A 19,087-nucleotide genomic window follows, 5' to 3' on the forward strand; every position below is an offset into this window, starting at 1 on the left:
GCGGGGGCGTTGAGCAATCCTGCACATTTTAGTGCCCTCCCTGACGTTAAAACACGCAGCGCACCTTCGCCCGGTAAAAATCAAACGCATTGATCGCGCCTTGAATCGCCTGTTGTTCCTGCTCAGCATCCAGCGCCTGGCTGTCGAGTAAGGCGATGAACTGCCGCCAGTGCAGGCCTCGGCCGCCGGGATGGGCGGCCAGGTGGCTGGCGCCGTGGGTTTCGCCCAGACCCAGTTGCTGGGTTTCCTTAAACAGAAATGCCGCGCCCAGGTTGGAACCTTCGCTGCAATACAGCCAGCCCAGTGCTTCGAATGACCCGTTCACAACGGCCGGCGCGGGTGCGTCGGGCACGACCTGGTCGAGGTCCAGCAGGTCACGCTTGACGGCTTCAAAGCGTGGCAATTCGCTCAGCCCCGGCAGGCGCCGGTTAAGCTCAACGTCCTTGTACAGGCCGTCGATGGCGCCATGGAACGCATGTTGCAATTGCAGGAATTGCACGTAGCGCTCACGGCTGTCGAACGGGCGTGCCTGCATCACCAGTTCGTTGACGTTGTCGTGGTCGCGGGTGGTGGCGGCCTTGATGCGTTTGGCTCGCGACAATTCAGGGGCTTGGGGGGTCTGGGTGGTCATGCTGGCACCTGCACAATTAAGAGGCAGGAATCATGGCGAATCGAGAACCCTGCCGACAATCACGCAACTATTAAGAACGCTTCATGCAAGCGCCTAGAACGCCGACTCGCGAATCAGCACGGCCAGGATCCTGCGCCAGATCCCCATCACCAGGCTGTGTGACTGACCCTCCAGGACCACTGTACCGCGCAGCGCGATACTCGGCGTCGGGCTGCCAGGATCGGTGCGCAGCAAGGCGCGGTAAAGGGCTTTTTCCGGCTGGGGCAAGCGTTCGTGATCGAGGGTTGCGGCAATCGCGCCCTGGTACACCGAGGCCAGCTCCGGTGTGGACGTCAGGCGCCGCGCGGCGGTTTGGCCGAGGCTTTCGAGGCTGACATCGAGGGACGGGTATGCCAGGTTTTCCGGGTAGAAACGCGCACGACTGCCTGGGCTCAGGCGCGCCAGGTCCTGTTCCTCGACAAACGCCTCGACCCGCCCGCCCTGGGCGCCGGTCAACGTGCCCAGCCATTCACCGGCGGCCAGCCATTCACCGGGTTCCAGCGGCTCGGCCAGGTCGGCCAGCACGCCGTCAAACGCGGCGTATACGGTGAGCTGGCGCATCTGCTGGCGCAGTAATCGCTGGCGTTCCCGCGCAGCCGCCAACTCCTGGCGCACCACCAGCAGGTTGGCGGCGGTTTCGTGGTTGAGCACCTGGAAGCTATCCTGCCATTGCAGGGTCAGGATGCGCCGATCCAGGCTTTGCAGCTCCTGGCGCAAATCCGGTGCCTCCAGTTGGAACAGCGCCTGGCCGGCCTGCACGTGCTGCCCCGGCAGCACCTCTATACGTTCCAGGCGCGCCGCAATCGGCACATACAACCCGGCCTGTTGTTCGGCGCGCAGCAAGGCCGGGGCGTGCACGCGACTGCTCCAGGGAATGCAGGCCAGCAGCAATACGCTGCCCAGCACCAGCAAGGTGGTCAGGCCATGACGGTTCATGCGGTAGTCCTTGCGGCGCGCGTACCATTCGCGCAGTTCATTGAGGATGGGCAGCAGTACGAAGTACAGGATCTCGACGATAAACAACACAATGCCCAGCAGCTTGAAGGCAAAGTGATAGACCAGCAGCGCGATGCCTAAAAACAGAAAGAAGCGGTAGATCCAGGTGCCGATGGAATAGGCCACCAGTGTGCGCTCCAGCCACGGCTCGAAGCGTTCCGGGCGCGGCTCGTTGAAGGCGAACAGCCCTTCGCGCACGCGCCAGCGCGTCAGGCGAAAGGCGCGTTGTTGCAGGTTCGGCACCTCCAGCAGATCCGACAGCAGGAAGTAACCGTCAAAGCGCATGAACGGGCTGAGGTTAATCGCCAGGGTCAGCACCCAGGTGGTAGTCGCCAGCATAAAGGCAGCGCTGCGCAACATGCCGTCGGGCAGGAAACTCCACAGCAGGGTGGCCCAGGCTGCCAGGCTCAGTTCGGCGAGCATGCCGGCGGCACCGATGGCCAGGCGCTGTCGGCGGCTGCGCAAACGCCAGGCGCCCGAGGTGTCGGTGTAGAGCACCGGCCACATCACCAGCAGCGCCACGCCCATGGTCGCGACGCACCCACCATAACGCTTGCAGGTATAGGCGTGACCCAGTTCATGCAGCACCTTGGTCAGCAGCAGGGTCAGGCCAGCCAAGGCGGCGCCTTCCAGGGTGAAAAAGTGCAGGAAGGTGTGGATGAAACTGTCCCATTGGCGAGCGACCAACAGCAGCCCTAGCAACGCCGCGCCGACGGTCAGTCGCAAGAACCCACGGCTGTAGAACACTTGCACCCATGGCAGGCTGCGTTCCAGGAAGCGGTCCGGGCGCACCAACGGGATGCGCACGAACAAGTAATTCTTCAGCAACCAGCGACCCCAACCGGTTTTTTGCCCGTCAGCGATCCGTGCCAGCTGCGCGTTGTCCTCGTCGCCTGTGCTTTGCAGCAATTGGTTGTGCTGCAAAAAAAACTTGAGCTGTTCGACGTCGCCTTTCTCCAACCCCAGGGTGGTGGCCTGGCTGACGGCGTGGGCAATCGCCTCGGGCTCGCCCAAGGCCCAGCGTCCCAGGATCTCCACCTCGGCCCAGCCCAGGCGAAAGAACTGTCCGCGCGTCGGGTCTTCCAGGGTCCAGGAAGGAGAGCCGTCGCGATGTTGCGGGCCTTCATGCAGCAACAGTTCCTGGCGCAGCGGCGGCAGGTTCACAGGGCCAGCCAGATACGCACGGTGGCCAGGGGGCGACGCAGCAGGAAGTAGATCAGGCTGGTGCGCCCCGCATAGACCTTGGCTGTGCCTTTGAGGCCGACGCGCAGGCGCGGGTCGGCGCTATCGAATTCGGCTTTGAGACGGTACGCCATACCGCCGTCGGGCGTTGGGCTGGCGCGGTAGGCCAGGCGTTGCAAAGTGGCCGGCAAGGGGGCCGACGGGTCAGTGTTGAGGAACAGCAAGGTGGCGGCGCCCGGTTGCAGGTCGATGGCGTCGCCCACCGGCAGCAGGATTTCCAGTTGGGTCTGCTGCGGTTCGGCCACCAGCATGATGCGTTCGCCCAAGGACACGGGCCGTCCGACCCAATCACTGGAGTCGTCAAACACCGCCACGCCGGCTCGCGGCGCGGTGATCAAGGTGCGCTTGAGGTTTTCCTGGAGAAACGCCACCTCGCTTAACGCCTGCTCACGCCGACCTTGCAGTACCGCCAGGCTGGCTTTACTGCGCTCGTCGCTGAGGGCTTGCTGCTGGGCCTGGCGAAACTCCGCATCACTGATGGACAACGCCTGGCGAGAAGATTCAAGGCGGCTTTGCAGTTCACGGGCATCCAGTTGCACCAGCGCCTGGCCTTCGCTCACGGTTTGATTCGGTTGCACCAGCATACGTTCGACGACGCCCTGCATCGGCGCGCGCAGCACACTGGGGTGCAGGGCGACAATTTCCGCCGGGGCCAGTACCGACTGACGGATCGGGATAAGTAACAGCGCCAGCAACAGGCCCGCGCCGATCAGCACCTGGCGACGCTTGAAGTCGGGGCGTCGCAGGCGTCGCGTGCCCGGATTCAGCAAGGCCTGCCAGGCATGCCCGACCGCGTCCAGCCAGAGTTCCAGCAACTGCTGCTGCGCGTTGCTCAGCGGCGCGTCCCGGGCCAGTAGCAGTGCGCCCAACAGCTCGCCCGCAGGGTTTTTGATCGGCAGCCACAGCAGCACCTGTGGCAGGTACTCACCCCATATCGCTGCATCGGCAGGGGAGAGGTTGTGGCGGTCGATCGGATGGATCACCCCGGCGTTATCGGAAGCCTGCCAGTCTCGACAGCGTTGGCCGAGCCAGGTGGTGAAGGGCGCGTCACGCTCCACCACGGCCAGCCCGGACAGCGTTTGCCAGCGTTGGTCGGTACCGTGCCAAAGCAGCGCCTGGCGGTAGTCAAGCAGCAGGCGGGTGTCATTCACCAGCAGGAAACCCAGCGCCTCCAGGCCGCCGGCGGCGCGCAGGCGTTGTTCCAGGTGCAGCAGGTCGGCCAGGACGTTATTGGCGCTCATGGCCGGGGGGCGTCGGGCGGTACGAGCAGCGCATTACCGCTCATGCCGGGGAGCAATTGCGGGTCGTTGCTGGTGATACGCCCGAACACTTTGATCGACTGGCTGATGGGGTCGATCACTGAGCCCAGGCGGGTGACCTCGGCGGGATATTCCTGGGCGGTTTCTTCCAGGCGCACCTTGAACCGATGCCCAGGCTTGAGCCAGACCATCCAGTGTGACGGCACGATCAGTTCTACTTCAAACGAACTGTCGTCATAGATCGCCAGCAGCTCCTCGCCTTCTGCCACGTATTCGCCCGGTTGCGCCTTGCGTTCGGCGACGCGCCCGGAAAACGGCGCGTCGATGGCGCAGCGCTGCACCATCACCTGGCCCACGCCACGCTGGGCCCGGGCCATGTTCACTTCAGCCTGGGCCTGGGACAGATCGGACACGCTGATCGACTGCAGCTTATCCAGGCGCCGGGCCACGTCGAGTTTTTTGCCGGCGGCGGCTTCGGCGGCGGCCGAATGGGTCAACTGTGCGCGGTGCACGGCACAATCGAAGGTCACCAGGCGCTGGCCCTTCTTGAAGCTGGCGCCTTCCTTGACGTCCAACTCCAGCACCTTGCCCGCCAGTTCGCTGGACAGGACCGTACGCCGGCTGGCGCTCAGTTGCACGCGCAGTTGTGGCGAATTCGCGACCTGGCTGGAGGGCGCTTGCAGCGGTGCAGGTTCCTCAGCCACGGCGGCCATAGCGGTGAACGACAGGCACAGGGGCAACGCGACACAGTGAAAGTTACGCATGGGGCGGTGGGTCTCGGCAAATCGGGGGAGAGCCCCGGCCACCTTCGGGCGGCCGGGGCGGCCATCAGCGTTTCTGGGTGACGGGCACCACGGGTGTGCCTTGCAGAGAGCCGAGGCTGTTCCACATATCCAGGCTCTGCACCGGGCGCGGCGCTACGGCCACCGGTGCCGGCGTCGTAACGATCACGTGGCTCGGGTTGAGCCTTGGCAGGCGGGGCACCTGGGTCTTGCCCTGGGCCAGTGCGACGCCGTTGTCGAGGATCGCCTGGCTCAGCGCGGCCACGCTGTTGTCGGCCATACGCTCCGGCAACGGGTCCAGCCCCGCCGCCTGGTACACCGCACCGTAGGCGCTTTGCAACTGCGCGTAGCTGCGGTCACGAATACGTGTGGCCAAGACCGTTTCGGTACGAGTGCGCACGCGTTCCACGAGGGTTTGGGCGTCGCTTTGCACCGCGTTTTCGGTCTGGTGCAGGATGCCACGCTGGATGCGCTGCAGTTCGTTGGAGCGATCAAACAGCGTGTTGGCCTGCTGGAACTGCTGCCACGCCACGTTAACCTGGGTCAGTACCGCCATGCGCAGTGCCTGGCGGCGCACATCGGCCACCGCACTGCGCGCTTCGCCGGCACGGGTGATGACGGGGTAGGACAGCACGCTCATCAGGTTCCAGCTCACCTGCACCCCGGCATCGGCCCAGCGATTGTTCACGGCAAAACTGTTGCTGTCGTAGTTGCTGCCGACGAACAGCGAAGCCCCTGGCAGCAGGCGCAGCAACGCCGAACGGGTTTCCAGCACGACGTTGCGCGCCAGGTAGCTTTCTTCGCGCACTTCCGGGCGCTTGACCATGGCCATGGCTTCCAGATCATCCAGGCTGTAAGCCAAGGCGGGTTGCTTCATCTGCTGATCGCTTGGCAGCACCAAGCGGTAATCGGTGGCCGGCGGCAGGTTCATCAACGCGGCCAGGCGCGATTTGGCGCTGGCCAATTCGCCGTCCACGGCTTCCAGTTGACGCACCATTTCCAGCAGGCCTTTTTGGAAGCGCAGGGCGTCCAACGGTGCCAACAGACGCTGTTGTTCGGTCTGGCGCGCATTGGCCAGGGTACTGCGTGCCTCTAACAGCGCTTGCTGTACTTCTGGCTTGAGGCGTTCGGCGGTGGCCGCCTCCCAATAGGCGCTGCGCACCTGGGCGATGATGTCGGCGACGATGCGGCGGCGGCGTTCTTCGGCGGCCAGACTTTTGTTGGCCTGGGCCTTGGCGCCGAAATAACCGAGGCCGAAGTCCAGCACGTTCCATGACAGTTGCAGGTCGGCGCTGCGGCTGCTGCGATCCTGGCTGGTGGACGGCTCCAAGGACTGGTTACCGGTGCGGATCGACTCGCTGGACGACGCCGAAATGTTATCGCGACCCCGCCAGCCCGCGCGGGCGGCCAGCTTGGGCAGCATGTCGAGGCTCTGCACGTCCAGCAGGTTATCTTCCAGGGCACGCTCCATCAGGCCCAGGCGCTGTTGCAGGTTGTATTTCACCGCGCGGGCCATGGCTTCTTCCAGGCTGATGGGGCGGGTAACCGGCTCCTGGCCGTTGAACATCCGTGCACGGTCGGCGCTGGCCTGGGCGATCTGCTGGTCCAAGGTCTCGGGTTCGGGTGTCACCGCGCAGGCACTCAGCGTGAGTGCGGCCAGGCCGATAGCGAGACGTAACGGCAGGCGTTGGGCGAGCGGTTGCTGCTTGATCACATGTATTCCCCTGAAAAAGTGCGGTGCAGGCTGCCATCTTGGCGTGGCGTGACGCAGTGGCGGCAAAGATAAGAATTATTCGCAATATCGGCCATGCCGGGTTCATTAAGATTGCTTAATGAACCCGGCTGATTCAGGCGGCGTTTTTGTCGTCACCGCCCAACAGTGCGCGCAGCAACGCCTGGCCGCGCGCCAGCAGGCCGCTTTGGCCGCTGGCTTGCAGCTGCGCCTCCAGGGTTGCCTGAACCGCAGTACCGGTCTCGACGCCGGCGTTGTCCGGTACGTGCAGCTCCACTGGGATCTGCACAGGCATGCCGCGGCTGTCGCGCGTTTCCAGGTGCAGCTTCAAGCGCTGTAACTCGGCCAGATGCCGGCTTTCGACGTGGATGCGGCCGGTATGGCTGTCAAACCGAATCCATGCCGGCAGCGGCTTGCCGTCGGCCTGGCGCAAGGTAGCCCCGGCAGGGCTGTCGGGCAGTTGGAAACGTGTCAGCAGGCTGCCGCGTTCAACGGGCACCAGGGCGTGATTGGCAGTCGGGACACTGATGGTTTCCAGGCCTGCCGGATCGTGGTCACGCAAGCCATCCACGCTGCCCAGGCCGAGCCAGGTCGGCAGTGTCACCGGGTCGACCGGAGCGCGGATAAAGTCTGCCTGGGGTGCACGGCCCCAGGTGCTGGCCGGCTGCTCGCGGACCGGCACCGGTGCAATCCAGCCGGACGGCTGACCGGGCACTACCGGGGTCACCATGGGCACTGGCGCGATCACCGGCTCAGTCACTGGCTCGGTCACCACCGGCGCGGCCTCGACCTCCAGCGTCAGGGTGCGCGACACACTGGCGCCAGCCGGGTCGCTGGCGACCAGTGTGAAGGTCAGCGTGCCCGCGCTGTCGAGGGTGCCGGACAAGGTGCGGCTGACCGTATCGAAATGCAGGCTCTCAGGCAAACCGTCCACGCGCAGGGTCAGCGTATCGCCATCCGGGTCGCTGAACAGGTCAGCCGGCAATACCACTTGGTACGGTGTACCCACCTCGGCGTTCGGCGGCACATAGGCGCCGGGGCTGACTTGCGGCGCCTGGTTCGCCTCGGTGTTGAGCACTTGCAGGGTCACCTGTTGCGCCTGGCTGTTTTGCTCACCGTCGTTCAACACCACATTCAGCACGAGGGCACCCTTGGCGGTGGACATGGCGCTGTTGTTGTAGGTCAACTGATGCAGGATCGCCTGGGCCTGGGCGCTGCTGACGGTGGTGCTGAAGGTCACGGTCAAGGTGCCGCCGCTGTCGACAAAACTTGCCAGCACGCGTGTGTCTTGCAGCAATTGCCCATCAACCAGGCGGATGCCGTTGCCCTCGACAAAGCCGAAGTGATCGTCGGCCACCGCGCCGGTGCTGCGGCTGACGCTGAGGCTGGCGCCCTGATAATTGTTCGCCGCGTCCAGCTCGGCATCCGACAGCAACAAATGTTCGCTGAAGGTCACTGGTGTCGCGCCGATTTCATAAGGTATCGGCGCCATGGCCTCGGCGCGCAACACGGCAACACCTGTGCCCAGCACCAGTACGCCACCGTCAGCCGACAGGCCGATCTGCCCTGCGTTGACCAGCGCCGGCGAATCGCTGGCGCGCAGGGTGTTGATCAGGATCAGCCCCTGATTAGTGGTGTTGTAGCGCTGCACGTCGCCATCGGCACTGCTCAGGTAGAGCAACTCGCCGTTGGCCGATAAGGCGATATCACTCACCTTGCTCAGATCGCTGACGAGGGCGCCCAGGCTGGTAAAGTTGCCGTCGACGGCATTGAAGCGCAGGACCTGCACCGAACTCGCCCCGGCCACGTAGAGCAGTTGCCCGTCGGCCGATACCGCGAGGTATTTTGGATCGGCCATGGACACCGTTTTACCGGCGCTGTCGGCCTGGGTGTCACGCACGAATCCGGCCACGCTCAAGTTGCCATCAGCGGCGCGCTTATAGGCGATCAGGGTATTGGCAAGGTTGTCTGATGTGGGGTCGGTGACCACGAACACATAGTCGCCGGCCGTCACCAGCGCCACCGGCTGATGCTGGTAAGGCGCCGACCAGGCATCGTTGCCGAGGTTATTGAGGTAGCTCAACTGGCCATTGCTGCGGCTGAGGATGGTCACGCCGTTGTCGGTCAGCAGGTAGATATTCTTGCCGTCGGCTGACTCTTGCACGCTGATCGGGTTGAAGAGTGCGTAGTTGTTGCTGTCGTCACTGCTGAGGGTTTGCTGCACGCTCAGTTCACCGCTTGTTGCGTCTCGTTGCAGCACCACCAGGGCGTTGCCGCTGGCGCCGCCCAGCGCGTAGACCTGGTCGCCATCGGCCGACACCAGCAGCTGCTTGACCGAGTCCAGGCCGCTGTCGGCCAGGGTTTTCACGTAGCTCACGCTGCCCGTCACGGGATCGCGCGCGAGCAGGGCGATGGCGGCGCTGCCGTCGCTTACGTAGACGCTGCGGCCGTCGGCCGAGAGGCTCACCTCGGTCAGGCTGCCGAGGCCAGGCACCTGGGTCAAGTTCTGCACAATCGTCAGTTCCCCCTGGGACAGCAGCGGGTCGTTGCCCACCACCGGCGTGTCGTTGATCGCGGTGATGTCGAGGTTCAGCGCCAGCACGCTGGAGGTGAGGCTGCGGTCGCTCAGGGTCACACTGATGGCGACGTTGGCGGCCGGTGCGAGGCTGTCGCTGGCATAGGTAATCTGGCGCAAGGCGTTCTGCACATCGGCGGTGGTGGGGATAGTCCCGGCATCGTCGTTGAAACGGATGCTCAGCACGCCATTGGCGTTGCTCAATTGGCCGATGGTTACGCCGTCCTTTTGCAGCGCGGTGCCGTTGAGGGTCAGGCCGTTGCCCGCGCTGAAGGCCAGTTTGTCCAGGCTGGTGGCACCATTGAGGGTCACGCTGAGGGTCGCGCCGTTGTAGTTGCCCAGGCCATTGTTGAAGCGGTCCATCTGGTTGTCTTGCACCACTGCATTCGGCGCAACCGACACCGCCTCACTGCGCTCGGTGTAGCTGACGCTGCCACTGTTGGCCAGGGTCGGTGCGGTGTTGGCCTCATTGGGGCCGGCGAGGGTGACTTTGACGGTGTCGGCCAAGGTTGTACGGGTTTCACCGGTGCCGGTGTGGTATTCGTTGATACTCAGGCCGATGTTGCGGGTGCCGGCCAGGCCGGTGCCGCTGTTGTTGTAGCCGATGCTGTCAATCAGCGCGGCGGTCTCGCCAGCTTGACGCATCAGGTACAGGGTCACGGTGGTGACATTGCCGCTGATGCCGATGCTGTAGGACAGCCCGCCCGGTGTCTGCCGGGTGCCGCTGGTGGCGGTGTCGAGGTCGATTTTTTCGCCGCCCACCCGCAGCAGATCATGGACATTGGCGGCGTCGAGGGTCAGCACCACATGCCAGATCGGCTGGGTGGCTTCGATGGTATCGATGGCGGTGTCCTTGAACAGGCTGACGAACTCATCGTCCTCGTGCAGCGTCGGATCAAGCACGGTGCTGTCGAGGATCGCCGGGTCGTTGACACCGACCAGGTTGACCTTGACCAGCGCGGTGGCGCTGTTGCCGTCGCCGTCGTTCAGCACAATCGCGAAGCGTGGCGCACCGCCATTGGCGGCGGGGTCCTGGCTGCCGTTGGAATAGGCAATCTGGCGCAACACATGTTGGGCATCCGCTGCACGGGTGCTGGCGATAAAGGTCAGGCTAAGCACACCGTTGGCTGCGCTGAAACGCGCAATCGCAATACCGTCCTTGAGAATTTGTCCGTTGACCAGGCTCAGGCCGTTGCCATTGATGAAGGTGTAAGCGTCGGCACTGTTGGTGCCGTCTTCGCGGGTGATGGTCAGGCTGGCGTTGTTGTAATCGTCGGCGGCGTCCAGTTGCGCATCGGCCAGGTGGCCGCTGGGTAGCAGCGCCACGGCGCTGTCGCCCTCGGTGTAGGTGACTTCGGGCAGGCCAACGTTGAGGGTCATCAGGGTCTCGTTCCAGTTGACTGAGCCGCTGATATACAACTGTTTGCCGTCAGGACTGAGGCTGACGCTGGTGAGGTCGGCGAAACGGATATCCCACGGGTTATTCCAGCCGCTTAAGCTCAGGCGTGGGCTGAGGTTGCCGCTGCTGTCGCGGCTGAACACCTGGATCGCACTACCGATTACAAACACCGCGCTGCCGTCGGCCGAGACCTGGATGTCGGTAACGCCTTCGACCTCCAGGCTACCGACCAGGCTCAGCCGGCCGTCCGCGCCGATGGCCAGCACTTGCAGGGTTTGTTGTGTGTCGTCGTTCAGCGCATAGAGGCTTTTGCCATCGGCCGACAGGCTCAGGGCCTTGATGAAATAGCTGCTGTCAGCGCTGCTGCCGGCCAGGCTGTTGATCAGGCTCAGGCTGCCGTCTTTATTGATCTGCAGGGCGGTGGCGATGTTGTTATCACCGTTGGCGCCGATAAACAGGAAGCGCCCGTCGGCCGACACCAGCATCTGCGCCACGCCTTGCAGGCCCTCCATGCCGGCGAGGCCGTCAGTGTAGGTGTTGAGCAGGCTCAACTGGCCATTGCTGCCTTGCTCGTAGACCCGCACTTGATCCGCGCCGGCGACGAACACCCGGTTGCCCTGGCTGGCGATGGCGGTGATGGTCTGGCTATCGCCACCTTCCAGGGTCGAACCGAGGGTCAATTGGCCGCTGCTGCTGTCACGGCTGAACACCACCAGGCTATTGGTGTCACTGCCGATCACATACAGCGTGTTCTGGTCGCTGCTGATCTGCACCTTGAGTGCCCCAGCCAAGCCGGGTATGTCGGTCGCCGGCAGGCTCTGCACCTGGTTCAGGCTGCCGTCGGCGGCGCGGCTGAAAACACTGACCGAGGCCGATCCTTCAGACGGAATGCTCGCCACGTAAACAAACTTGCCATCGCTGGACACCACGCTGTCCCGCGCGCCGGCCAGGGTGCTGGCATCCGTGGTGCCGGCATAGTCCAGAGCGCCGGAGTCGCCGCCGATGCTCGGCAGTTGTGCGGGATCCGCTGCCACATCCAGGGTGCTGCTGGAACTGACGGTGCGCGAGGCGTTGGCGTCAGTCTCGTCCCCCGTGTGGGCGGCATGGCTGGCCTCGGCGCTCAGGGTCGGCGCCTGGTTTTGCGCTTCGGCCTGGGCCGCGGTATCGGCCGCCGTGGCGACTGCCGCCGCATCGAACATCATCCTGGGTTCAAGGGCCAGCGCCAGGGTATGCAGGCGTGGGGAGCGGGGCAGTGTGGGCGCAGTCATGGCGGGATCCTTGGCGGAAAGAGGGGGCGTTGGCATTACTCGATCAGCCGCGCATAGCGCTCGTGCTTGATCTTGTCGGCGATGTTTTGCAGCAAGGTGTCGATCTGGTCTTCACCCTCGACGAAGTTCTCGGCGTCAGCGAACACCATGTTTTTGTCGCCGTTGGTGCACACGCGCAGGCCGGGGCCGGCGACCCGATCAAACAGCTGACGGCCGAAATCCTGCGGGTCGCCTGGGCGCACACCGATGAAGTAGAACTTGAGGTTGCGCTGGCGGAAGCTGTCGCACAGGCGTACGAAGCGGCGCCCGGCTACGTCCGAGGACGGGGTGGTATTGCTTTCGCCATCGATGGCCTGGCCGACTTCGGCGTTGTAGCTGTCGGTGTCGAACCAGTTGCCGGTGGTATTGGCCAGCATCACGATGATCTTCACATTGTCGGCGTTGCCGTCTTCGTTGAAGTCCAGGGGCAACTCGTTGTCACCCCAGCCGTTGATGCCGCGCATGTTCGGTGACAAGGCCGAGCCGGCCCAACCCATTGCGATGGCGTAGTTGGTGTTGAAACGGGTGGTGATCAGGTCGAGGCGCTTGTCGATCTCATCGCGGTCCTGGGTCAAGGGCAGCAAGGCTGCGTTCGGGCAGCCTTTGTCGGCGACCATGAAGCGTGTATCGACCACCCCGTCGGCCTCGCCGAAGTCCGGGTTGGGCCCGCGCCAGGAAATCGCCGGAGCGCCGGGGCTGCCATTGACCGGCAGGTCATGGCGGTAATGGATCTTGAATTGCCCGGCCGGCGGCTGATCCCAGTAGTAATTCTGGCCCAGGCCCAGGCCTCGGTAGACACACAGCAGGTTGGCACGGCGATCGGGAATACGCCGGTCGGCCAGGCTGCTGTAGCCCGTGCGGAACAGGCTGCGCAGTTCAATCGGATTCAGCGCGCCGGGCGCTGCCCAGCGGTTGATGCGTTGCGGATCCTTGGGGTCGTAGACGTTCACCGATTGGCTGTAGGGAATCAGCGACAACCAGACTTTATTGTCGCTGTCCTGGTCACTTTCTTCGCCCAGCAAGTTGCCGGCGAAGGACTTGCCCAAACGCCGCAGCGCCGCGAGGTTGGGTGCTGTTTCGCTGAGGGTGGTGGGCAGGATCAGCGCGACTTCGGTGGGCCGTGACACCACTTCGACGGTGGAGTGCACCTGCTGTTGCCGACGCTCGCCGCCGATCAAAAACGCCTGTGCGTGCAGACTCACCTCCACACGCAGGGTCACCGGGGCATCGCCGCCGCCGGCGCTGCTGACTGTCAGGGAGTCGTACTCCAACTGTTCGAACAGATCGCTGTCCATGCCCAGGTTGTTCTGCACATAACCCCAGGCGATTTTTTTCAACTCGGCGGCGGTGGTGCGGCTGTCCATCAGTTGCTGATTGCCAATGGCAATCGCGGCGGCGTCGGTGGCGCGCTTGACCTGGCCGGCGTTGTTGGTCATGCGCGACAGGTCGACGGCATACGCCGTGGCAAGCAGCGCGCCGCCGATGGCCAACACCATAAACGGCGCGACGCCGCCGTGCTGCTCGCGGCACAGGCGCTTGAGGGTGTTTTTCATGTAGGTTTGACCGCAGGCAAGACGTCGCAGGGCAGGTGCAGGCCTTCGTAGGCCAAACCCGCGTTGACCAGCAAGAGCAACAACCATTGGGTGGGAAACCGGGAAAGCGGGCGTGTCATAAGGGCTCATCGTTGGCTGCGCAGTGCGGGCAAAGATAAGAACTATTCCCAATATCGGGCAATCGTCGGTTCATTAAGAATGCTTAATATGGAGGGCCAAGGCAGGCCATCAGCCCGCATCTTCGTCTTCCAGCCCAGCCTCCCGGGACAATTGCTTATCCAACTCCGGCTCGTCATACAGCATGCGGCTGAACGCCAGGGCCTCGATGTCCTTGTCCATCAGCAAGCCGCTGCCCAGCAGCAAGGTATTGGTGTTGCGGCACAGTTGCACCACCAGCAAGGAGCGCTTGCTGGTGGTGGTCTCGCCGGTCTCGTCGTTGCTCGGCGGTTGTTCCTCGGGCAAGCCGCCGACGTAGTGCTGGCCCTGGCTGTAGCTGGGGCAGATCCCAGTGACGGCGCCGCGTTGCAGGGGCTTCCAGGTCATGTTGCGGTCCAGGGACACCTTGCTGATCACCAGTTGGTAGTCGCCGAGGATTTTCGGCGACGCAGCCTGGCGCAGCAGTGCGTCGAGGCCATCGCTGTCCAGGCTGGGCTGGGCGGCGAGGACCGAGGCGATGTTGTGCACCGACTGCTCCATGTAGGCCCGCGCCTGATGCACGTTGTACAGGTCGGCGCTGACCAGTGCGGTGCCGATCAGCAGGGGCAGCACCAGGATGCCCTCCATCATGGCCGTGCCGCGTTGGCGGCGGGGCAGGCTGCGCATCAGGTGTCGTCCTCGCTGGGGTCTTCGCTGGGCAGGTTGCCCAGCAGGTGGCGGTATTGGTACTGGAAGCCGCTGCCCAGCCCGAACAGACCGGGCAACGGGGTCATGAAGGTCTGGCTGAGGTCCACAGTGATGCTGAGGATCGGCGGCGACTTGAAGTTTTGCGCCTGCTCCGCCTGTTCCGCTGCGGTGGCGCTCTGGCGGTCCTGGCCGAACAGGTGCAGGTTGTCGAACGGCAACACATCGATCTCCAGGTTGTTCTCGCCGAGAAAGCCATAGGAGTAGCTGAGCATGCGGGTCTCTATGTCGACTTGCAGGGCGTCGGCGCTTTTCAGGTAGAAGCTCTCTTCTGCGCGAAAATCCTGCACCGCATGTTCCAGGGCCAGGCTGCCGATGCCGATCACCATGGCGATACGCGCCAGTTCGAACAGGATCATCACGGCGAACAGCAGCACCGGCAGGATGAACGCGGTTTCGGTGGCAGTGACGGCATCCTGTCCGCGCCACAGACGCTTCAGCGCACGGCTCATCAACGTTGCTCGGCGAGTGCCAGGGGGCGCTGGCTCGCGGCGAGTAATTCGCTGGCCAGCGGCGCACCGTTGGCGATGCGCTCGCGGGTGGCCTGGAAGTCGCGCAGGATCGGTTCGGCGTAGCTTGGGTCGATACTTTCCAGCAGCACGCGGCGCGCGGTGTCGTCGTGGCCGTCGAGCACGTAGGCCAGGGCCAGGTTGAGTTTGAGTGAGGCGTCGCGGCTTTCCCGGGGCTGGGTGAGCAGGCCGATGGCCTTGGCGCTGTCGCCGCTTTGCAGCCAATTGAGGGCCAGGTTGTTGGTGGCGGCGACATTCGAGGGGTCGATGGTCAGGGCTTTTTCAAACGCTTCGCGAGCGGCCCGGTTTTGCCCCTGGATATTCAAGGCGACGCCCAGGCCATTGAGGTTTTGCGGGTTTTCGGGCTCCACCTCGAGGGCGCACTGGAAGTCCTTGGCCGCGAGGGCCGCGCCGCCCATGGCCAGGCGCGCGCGGGCCAGACCGCTGCACAGCGCCACACGCTGGTCGCCGGGCATTGCTTGCAGATTGCCGCCCAATTCCTGGCGGGCACGGTTGTACAGCGCAAAGGTCTCGCGGGGCGGGCGCACCTGGGCGGCGACGCTGGCGTACTCGATCAGGTACACGCCCTTGAGTTGCTGGCGCTGGTCCATGCGCTCGTAGATTTCATAGGCGCCTGGCAGGCGGCTATTGTCGCGCAGCACGCGGGCCAGGCGCAGGGCTTCCTTGGCTTCCTTGCTGTCGAGGCCGGTGACGGCAGTGGTATCATGGTTCAACGACGACAGGCTGCTGCAGCCACCGAGGGTCAACACGCTGAACAACAGCACAAAAGGCAAGGCACGGGACATAGTAGTGGGGCTCCGAAAAATCATGCTCAACTGCCCAGCAGGCGGATGATGCGCACCATCGCCGGGGCACCCATCATTGCGATGATCGGCGGCAGTATCAGGGTCATCAGCGGTACGCTGAGTTGCGCCGGCAACTTGCCGGCCTTTTCTTCAAGGTTGAGGATCAGGGTCTTGCGGCTTTCATCGGCAATCGTGCGCAGCGCCTGGGACAACGGCGTGCCGTAGCGCTCGGCCTGAATCAGCGTGGCGACCATCACTTCCACGCTGCGCACGCCGGTGCGTTCAGCGAGGTTGAGCAGGGCCTTGGGACGATCGCTGAGGATCTGCAATTCGGCCTGGGTGTAGCGCAACTCATCGGCCATTTCCACGGCCGACAGGCTCATCTCGCGGGACACCACTTGCAGCACCCGGCCCAGCGGCAGGCCGGCTTCGGCGCAGATCACCATCAAATCCAGGGCGTCCGGCAGGCTGCGATCCAGACGCCCGCCACGTTGGCCGGCGCGGACCTTGAGCCAGAGCTCCGGCAATGTGGTGCCGACAAACAATGCGATCAGGCCACCGGCGATACCGTTCAGGCTCATGCGCGAGCCAGGTTCCAGCACGCCGAATAACACCGTGCACAGCAGCGCCAGGCCCAGGACGTACTTGCCGCTCATCAACAGGCCCAGGGCTTCGCGGCTGCGAAAGCCGGCCATGCCCAGTAGGCGGCGCAAGTGTTCGCGGTCGCTGGCGGTGCCGGCCAGCTTATCGCCTACCTGCGCCAGGGGCAGCAACAGCGCGCGCAGGCGCGGTGACAGTTGCAGGCCCTGGCCACGCAGAATGTTGTCGTCGATAGGCGCGTGCGTGGCATCCATGATCTTTTTACCCAGGCGCAGGGCCAGATCGTCTGGCCGCTGCTGCCGATACGCACCGATCAGTGCAACGCCCAGGCCGCATAACAGCAGGCCGAGAGCGCCTTGGATGAGGGGATCATCAAGTGGGTTCATAGCACTCTGCGCACCATCATGTGGGTGATCAACAGGCCCAGGGTCACGCTGCCGAAGGCATAGAACAGCACGCTGTTGCCGGTGGGGTCGTTAAGCAGGAAGTGAAAATCCTTGGGCGAATTGAGGTACATGTAGCCCAGGGACAACGGCACCAGCGCGCCGACAATCTTTGCCGAGGCACGGGCTTCGGAGGTCTTGGCCTGGATCTTCAGCTGCAACTCGTGGCGCTCGCGCAGGGTGGCGGACAGCCGATCCAGGGTCTCGCCCAGGCGCCCACCGGCTTCCTGGTTGATGATCAGGATCACCGCGAAAAACCGGTACTCGTTCAGCGGCACACGTAACGTCGAATCCTGCATCACTTGGCGCAGTGGCACACCCAGGCGTAGCCAGTTGTCGATCAGGGCAAATTCCACCGCCAGGGGGCCGGGGATATTTTCCGCGACCAGCGTGAAGGCGTTGCTGATCGGCACTCCGGCGCGGGCGGTGCGGGTGATTGCGTCAATGGCCTGGGGCAGGCTCAGGCGCAGTTCCTTGAGGTGCTTGCCCAATGCGTTGCGGTACAGCACGTTGCCGATACCAAAAAAAGCGAGCAAGCCGAATAGACTGCCGAACAGCAGCGGCATCGGCGTTTCACGGCCCAGCAGCACCGCGATCATCAGGCTGCACAGACTCAGCAGGATGACGCGCGTGCGCAAGCTGCTGTGCCAACCCAGCACTCGCAGGTTCAGCCACACCCGTGCGATGGCCGGGCCAAGCACTGGCAGGGTTTCCAGGGGCGGATTTTCCAATTCGCGCAGCACGCTTTCGGCCTCGGCCAATGCTCCGGAAGGCCTGGCTGCCGGGGCTTCGTGGCTGTCGAACAAGGCCTTGAGGCGTTCCAGGCGCAGGCGGTTGGCCTCGTCGGCACGGCGTCGGCGGTTAAGGCTGCGCGCCGCCAGGAAAACCAGCAGCACCAGCACAAACACCAGCAGGGTAAACAGGTCGAGGAGGGCGTCCATCAGCATTGCCCTTCAAACAAATGGGCGTGGCTGGTATAGAACTGCGGGCGCTGGCCGCTGGCGACAAACTCGCCGATCAGATGACCCTTGGCATCGACGCTGGTGGTCTTGAAGCCGAACAGCTCCTGGGTCTGGATCACGTCGTTTTCCATGCCGCAGATTTCCGTGATAGACACCACGCGCCGCGCGCCGTCGCGCATGCGTTCGATCTGCACGATCAGGTTGACCGCACTGGCGATCTGGCGGCGGATCGCTTCCAGCGGCAGTTGCATGCTCGCCATCATCACCATGTTTTCCATGCGCATGATCGCGTCGCGCGGGGTATTGGAGTGCACGGTGCACAGCGACCCATCGTGGCCGGTGTTCATCGCCTGGAGCATGTCGAAGCTTTCACCGCCACGCACTTCGCCGAGGATGATGCGGTCGGGGCGCATCCGCAGGGCGTTGCGCACCAGGTCGCGCTGGTCGACCTTGCCGGTGCCTTCGGCGCTGACCGGGCGGGTTTCCAGGCGCACCACATGGATTTGCTGCAGTTGCAGTTCGGCGGCATCTTCGATGGTGATGATGCGGTCGGCATCGCTGATTTTCTGCGACAGGGCGTTGAGCAAGGTGGTCTTGCCCGCGCCGGTGCCGCCCGAGACGATGATATTGAGCTTGGCCAGCATCGCCCGTTGCAGCACCTCAGCCATCTGCGCCGACATCGCGCCGCGCTCGGCGAGGATTTCCAGGGACATGTTGCGGCGCATGAATTTACGAATGGAGATGGTGGTGCCGTCGATGGCCAGCGGGTAAGTAATCACGTTGACCCGGCTGCCATCGGCCAGGCGTGCATCCACCATCGGGTGGCTTTCGTCGATGCGCCGGCCGACGGCGGCGGCGATGCGCTGGGCCGTGTTGAACACATGCTCTTCGTCGATAAAGGTGATGGGCGACAGTTCCAGCTTGCCGAATCGCTCGACAAACACTTGGCCGGCACCGTTGACCAGGATGTCGTTGACCGAGTCGTCAGCGAGCAACGGTTGGATTGGACCGATGCCGACCATTTCGTTGAGCATCTCTTCGCCGATGCTTTCTTCTTCCTGGCGCGACAGCTGCAGGCGATTGTCATCGCAGATGCGGCGGATCACTGTTTCTATCTGCACCCGTAGTTTGTCACGGCCCAGGCTCGCGGCTTTGAGCGGGTCGATCTGATCGTAAAGCTGGCTGCGAATCAGCTTGCGGTGGGCGAGGGCGGTGAGGTCCACGGCTTTGCTGGCGGCGCTGCGTTGCACACTGGTGGCGCGCACTTCCTGAGGGGCAGGGGCGGCGGCAGGCATAGGTGTTGCGCGGGCCTGGGGCTTCTTCGGTTGACGGATGAGCATGCGCGGTTCTCC

At 64.0% G+C, this 19,087-nt stretch carries 14 protein-coding genes; all 14 read right to left on the bottom strand.

All coding sequences use genetic code 11. The features are described from left to right. Positions 1–46: 46 nt before the first annotated feature. A complete protein-coding gene (locus AB1462_RS10140; protein ID WP_259194488.1) occupies positions 47–631 on the bottom strand; it encodes a biliverdin-producing heme oxygenase in 585 nt (194 codons plus the stop codon). Between the two features lie 93 nt (positions 632–724). After that, on the bottom strand, positions 725–2,830 hold the full coding sequence (locus AB1462_RS10145; protein WP_367246671.1) for an HlyD family efflux transporter periplasmic adaptor subunit: 2,106 nt from the start codon (positions 2,828–2,830) through the stop codon (positions 725–727). Beyond that, on the bottom strand, positions 2,827–4,149 hold the full coding sequence (locus AB1462_RS10150; protein ID WP_259194489.1) for an efflux RND transporter periplasmic adaptor subunit: 1,323 nt from the start codon (positions 4,147–4,149) through the stop codon (positions 2,827–2,829). The genes AB1462_RS10145 and AB1462_RS10150 overlap by 4 nt, the downstream gene beginning before the upstream one ends. After that, on the bottom strand, positions 4,146–4,931 hold the full coding sequence (locus AB1462_RS10155) for an efflux RND transporter periplasmic adaptor subunit (RefSeq protein WP_074845926.1): 786 nt from the start codon (positions 4,929–4,931) through the stop codon (positions 4,146–4,148). Before AB1462_RS10155 ends, AB1462_RS10150 begins: the two co-directional genes overlap by 4 nt. Positions 4,932–4,995: 64 nt before the next feature. Further along, positions 4,996–6,663 carry a TolC family protein gene (locus tag AB1462_RS10160; protein WP_259194490.1) on the bottom strand — a complete coding sequence of 556 codons (1,668 nt, stop codon included), beginning with the start codon at positions 6,661–6,663 and terminating at the stop codon, positions 4,996–4,998. A 133-nt stretch (positions 6,664–6,796) separates the two neighbouring features. After that, positions 6,797–11,923, bottom strand: coding sequence for a beta-propeller fold lactonase family protein (locus tag AB1462_RS10165; protein WP_367246672.1), 5,127 nt, complete (start codon positions 11,921–11,923; stop codon positions 6,797–6,799). A 35-nt stretch (positions 11,924–11,958) separates the two neighbouring features. Beyond that, on the bottom strand, positions 11,959–13,515 hold the full coding sequence (locus AB1462_RS10170; RefSeq protein ID WP_367246673.1) for a TadE/TadG family type IV pilus assembly protein: 1,557 nt from the start codon (positions 13,513–13,515) through the stop codon (positions 11,959–11,961). Next, positions 13,512–13,634 (bottom strand): hypothetical protein, encoded by a 123-nt coding sequence (locus AB1462_RS10175; RefSeq protein WP_259194492.1) that lies wholly within the window; start codon positions 13,632–13,634, stop codon positions 13,512–13,514. Before AB1462_RS10175 ends, AB1462_RS10170 begins: the two co-directional genes overlap by 4 nt. Positions 13,635–13,743: 109 nt before the next feature. Further along, positions 13,744–14,337 carry a TadE/TadG family type IV pilus assembly protein gene (locus AB1462_RS10180; protein WP_074845932.1) on the bottom strand — a complete coding sequence of 198 codons (594 nt, stop codon included), beginning with the start codon at positions 14,335–14,337 and terminating at the stop codon, positions 13,744–13,746. After that, a complete protein-coding gene (locus AB1462_RS10185) occupies positions 14,337–14,867 on the bottom strand; it encodes a TadE/TadG family type IV pilus assembly protein (protein ID WP_259194493.1) in 531 nt (176 codons plus the stop codon). Before AB1462_RS10185 ends, AB1462_RS10180 begins: the two co-directional genes overlap by 1 nt. After that, entirely contained in the window at positions 14,867–15,730 is an 864-nt protein-coding gene (locus AB1462_RS10190) for a tetratricopeptide repeat protein (RefSeq protein ID WP_367246674.1), read from the bottom strand. Before AB1462_RS10190 ends, AB1462_RS10185 begins: the two co-directional genes overlap by 1 nt. Before the next feature lie 26 nt (positions 15,731–15,756). Continuing rightward, positions 15,757–16,716 (bottom strand): type II secretion system F family protein, encoded by a 960-nt coding sequence (locus AB1462_RS10195; protein ID WP_367246675.1) that lies wholly within the window; start codon positions 16,714–16,716, stop codon positions 15,757–15,759. Next, entirely contained in the window at positions 16,713–17,714 is a 1,002-nt protein-coding gene (locus tag AB1462_RS10200) for a type II secretion system F family protein (protein WP_218023880.1), read from the bottom strand. The genes AB1462_RS10195 and AB1462_RS10200 overlap by 4 nt, the downstream gene beginning before the upstream one ends. Next, on the bottom strand, positions 17,714–19,075 hold the full coding sequence (locus AB1462_RS10205; RefSeq protein WP_074845946.1) for a CpaF family protein: 1,362 nt from the start codon (positions 19,073–19,075) through the stop codon (positions 17,714–17,716). The genes AB1462_RS10200 and AB1462_RS10205 overlap by 1 nt, the downstream gene beginning before the upstream one ends. Positions 19,076–19,087 lie beyond the last annotated feature (12 nt).

This window comes from Pseudomonas sp. SB113, from assembly GCF_040754745.1.
Taxonomy (GTDB): domain Bacteria; phylum Pseudomonadota; class Gammaproteobacteria; order Pseudomonadales; family Pseudomonadaceae; genus Aquipseudomonas; species Aquipseudomonas grimontii.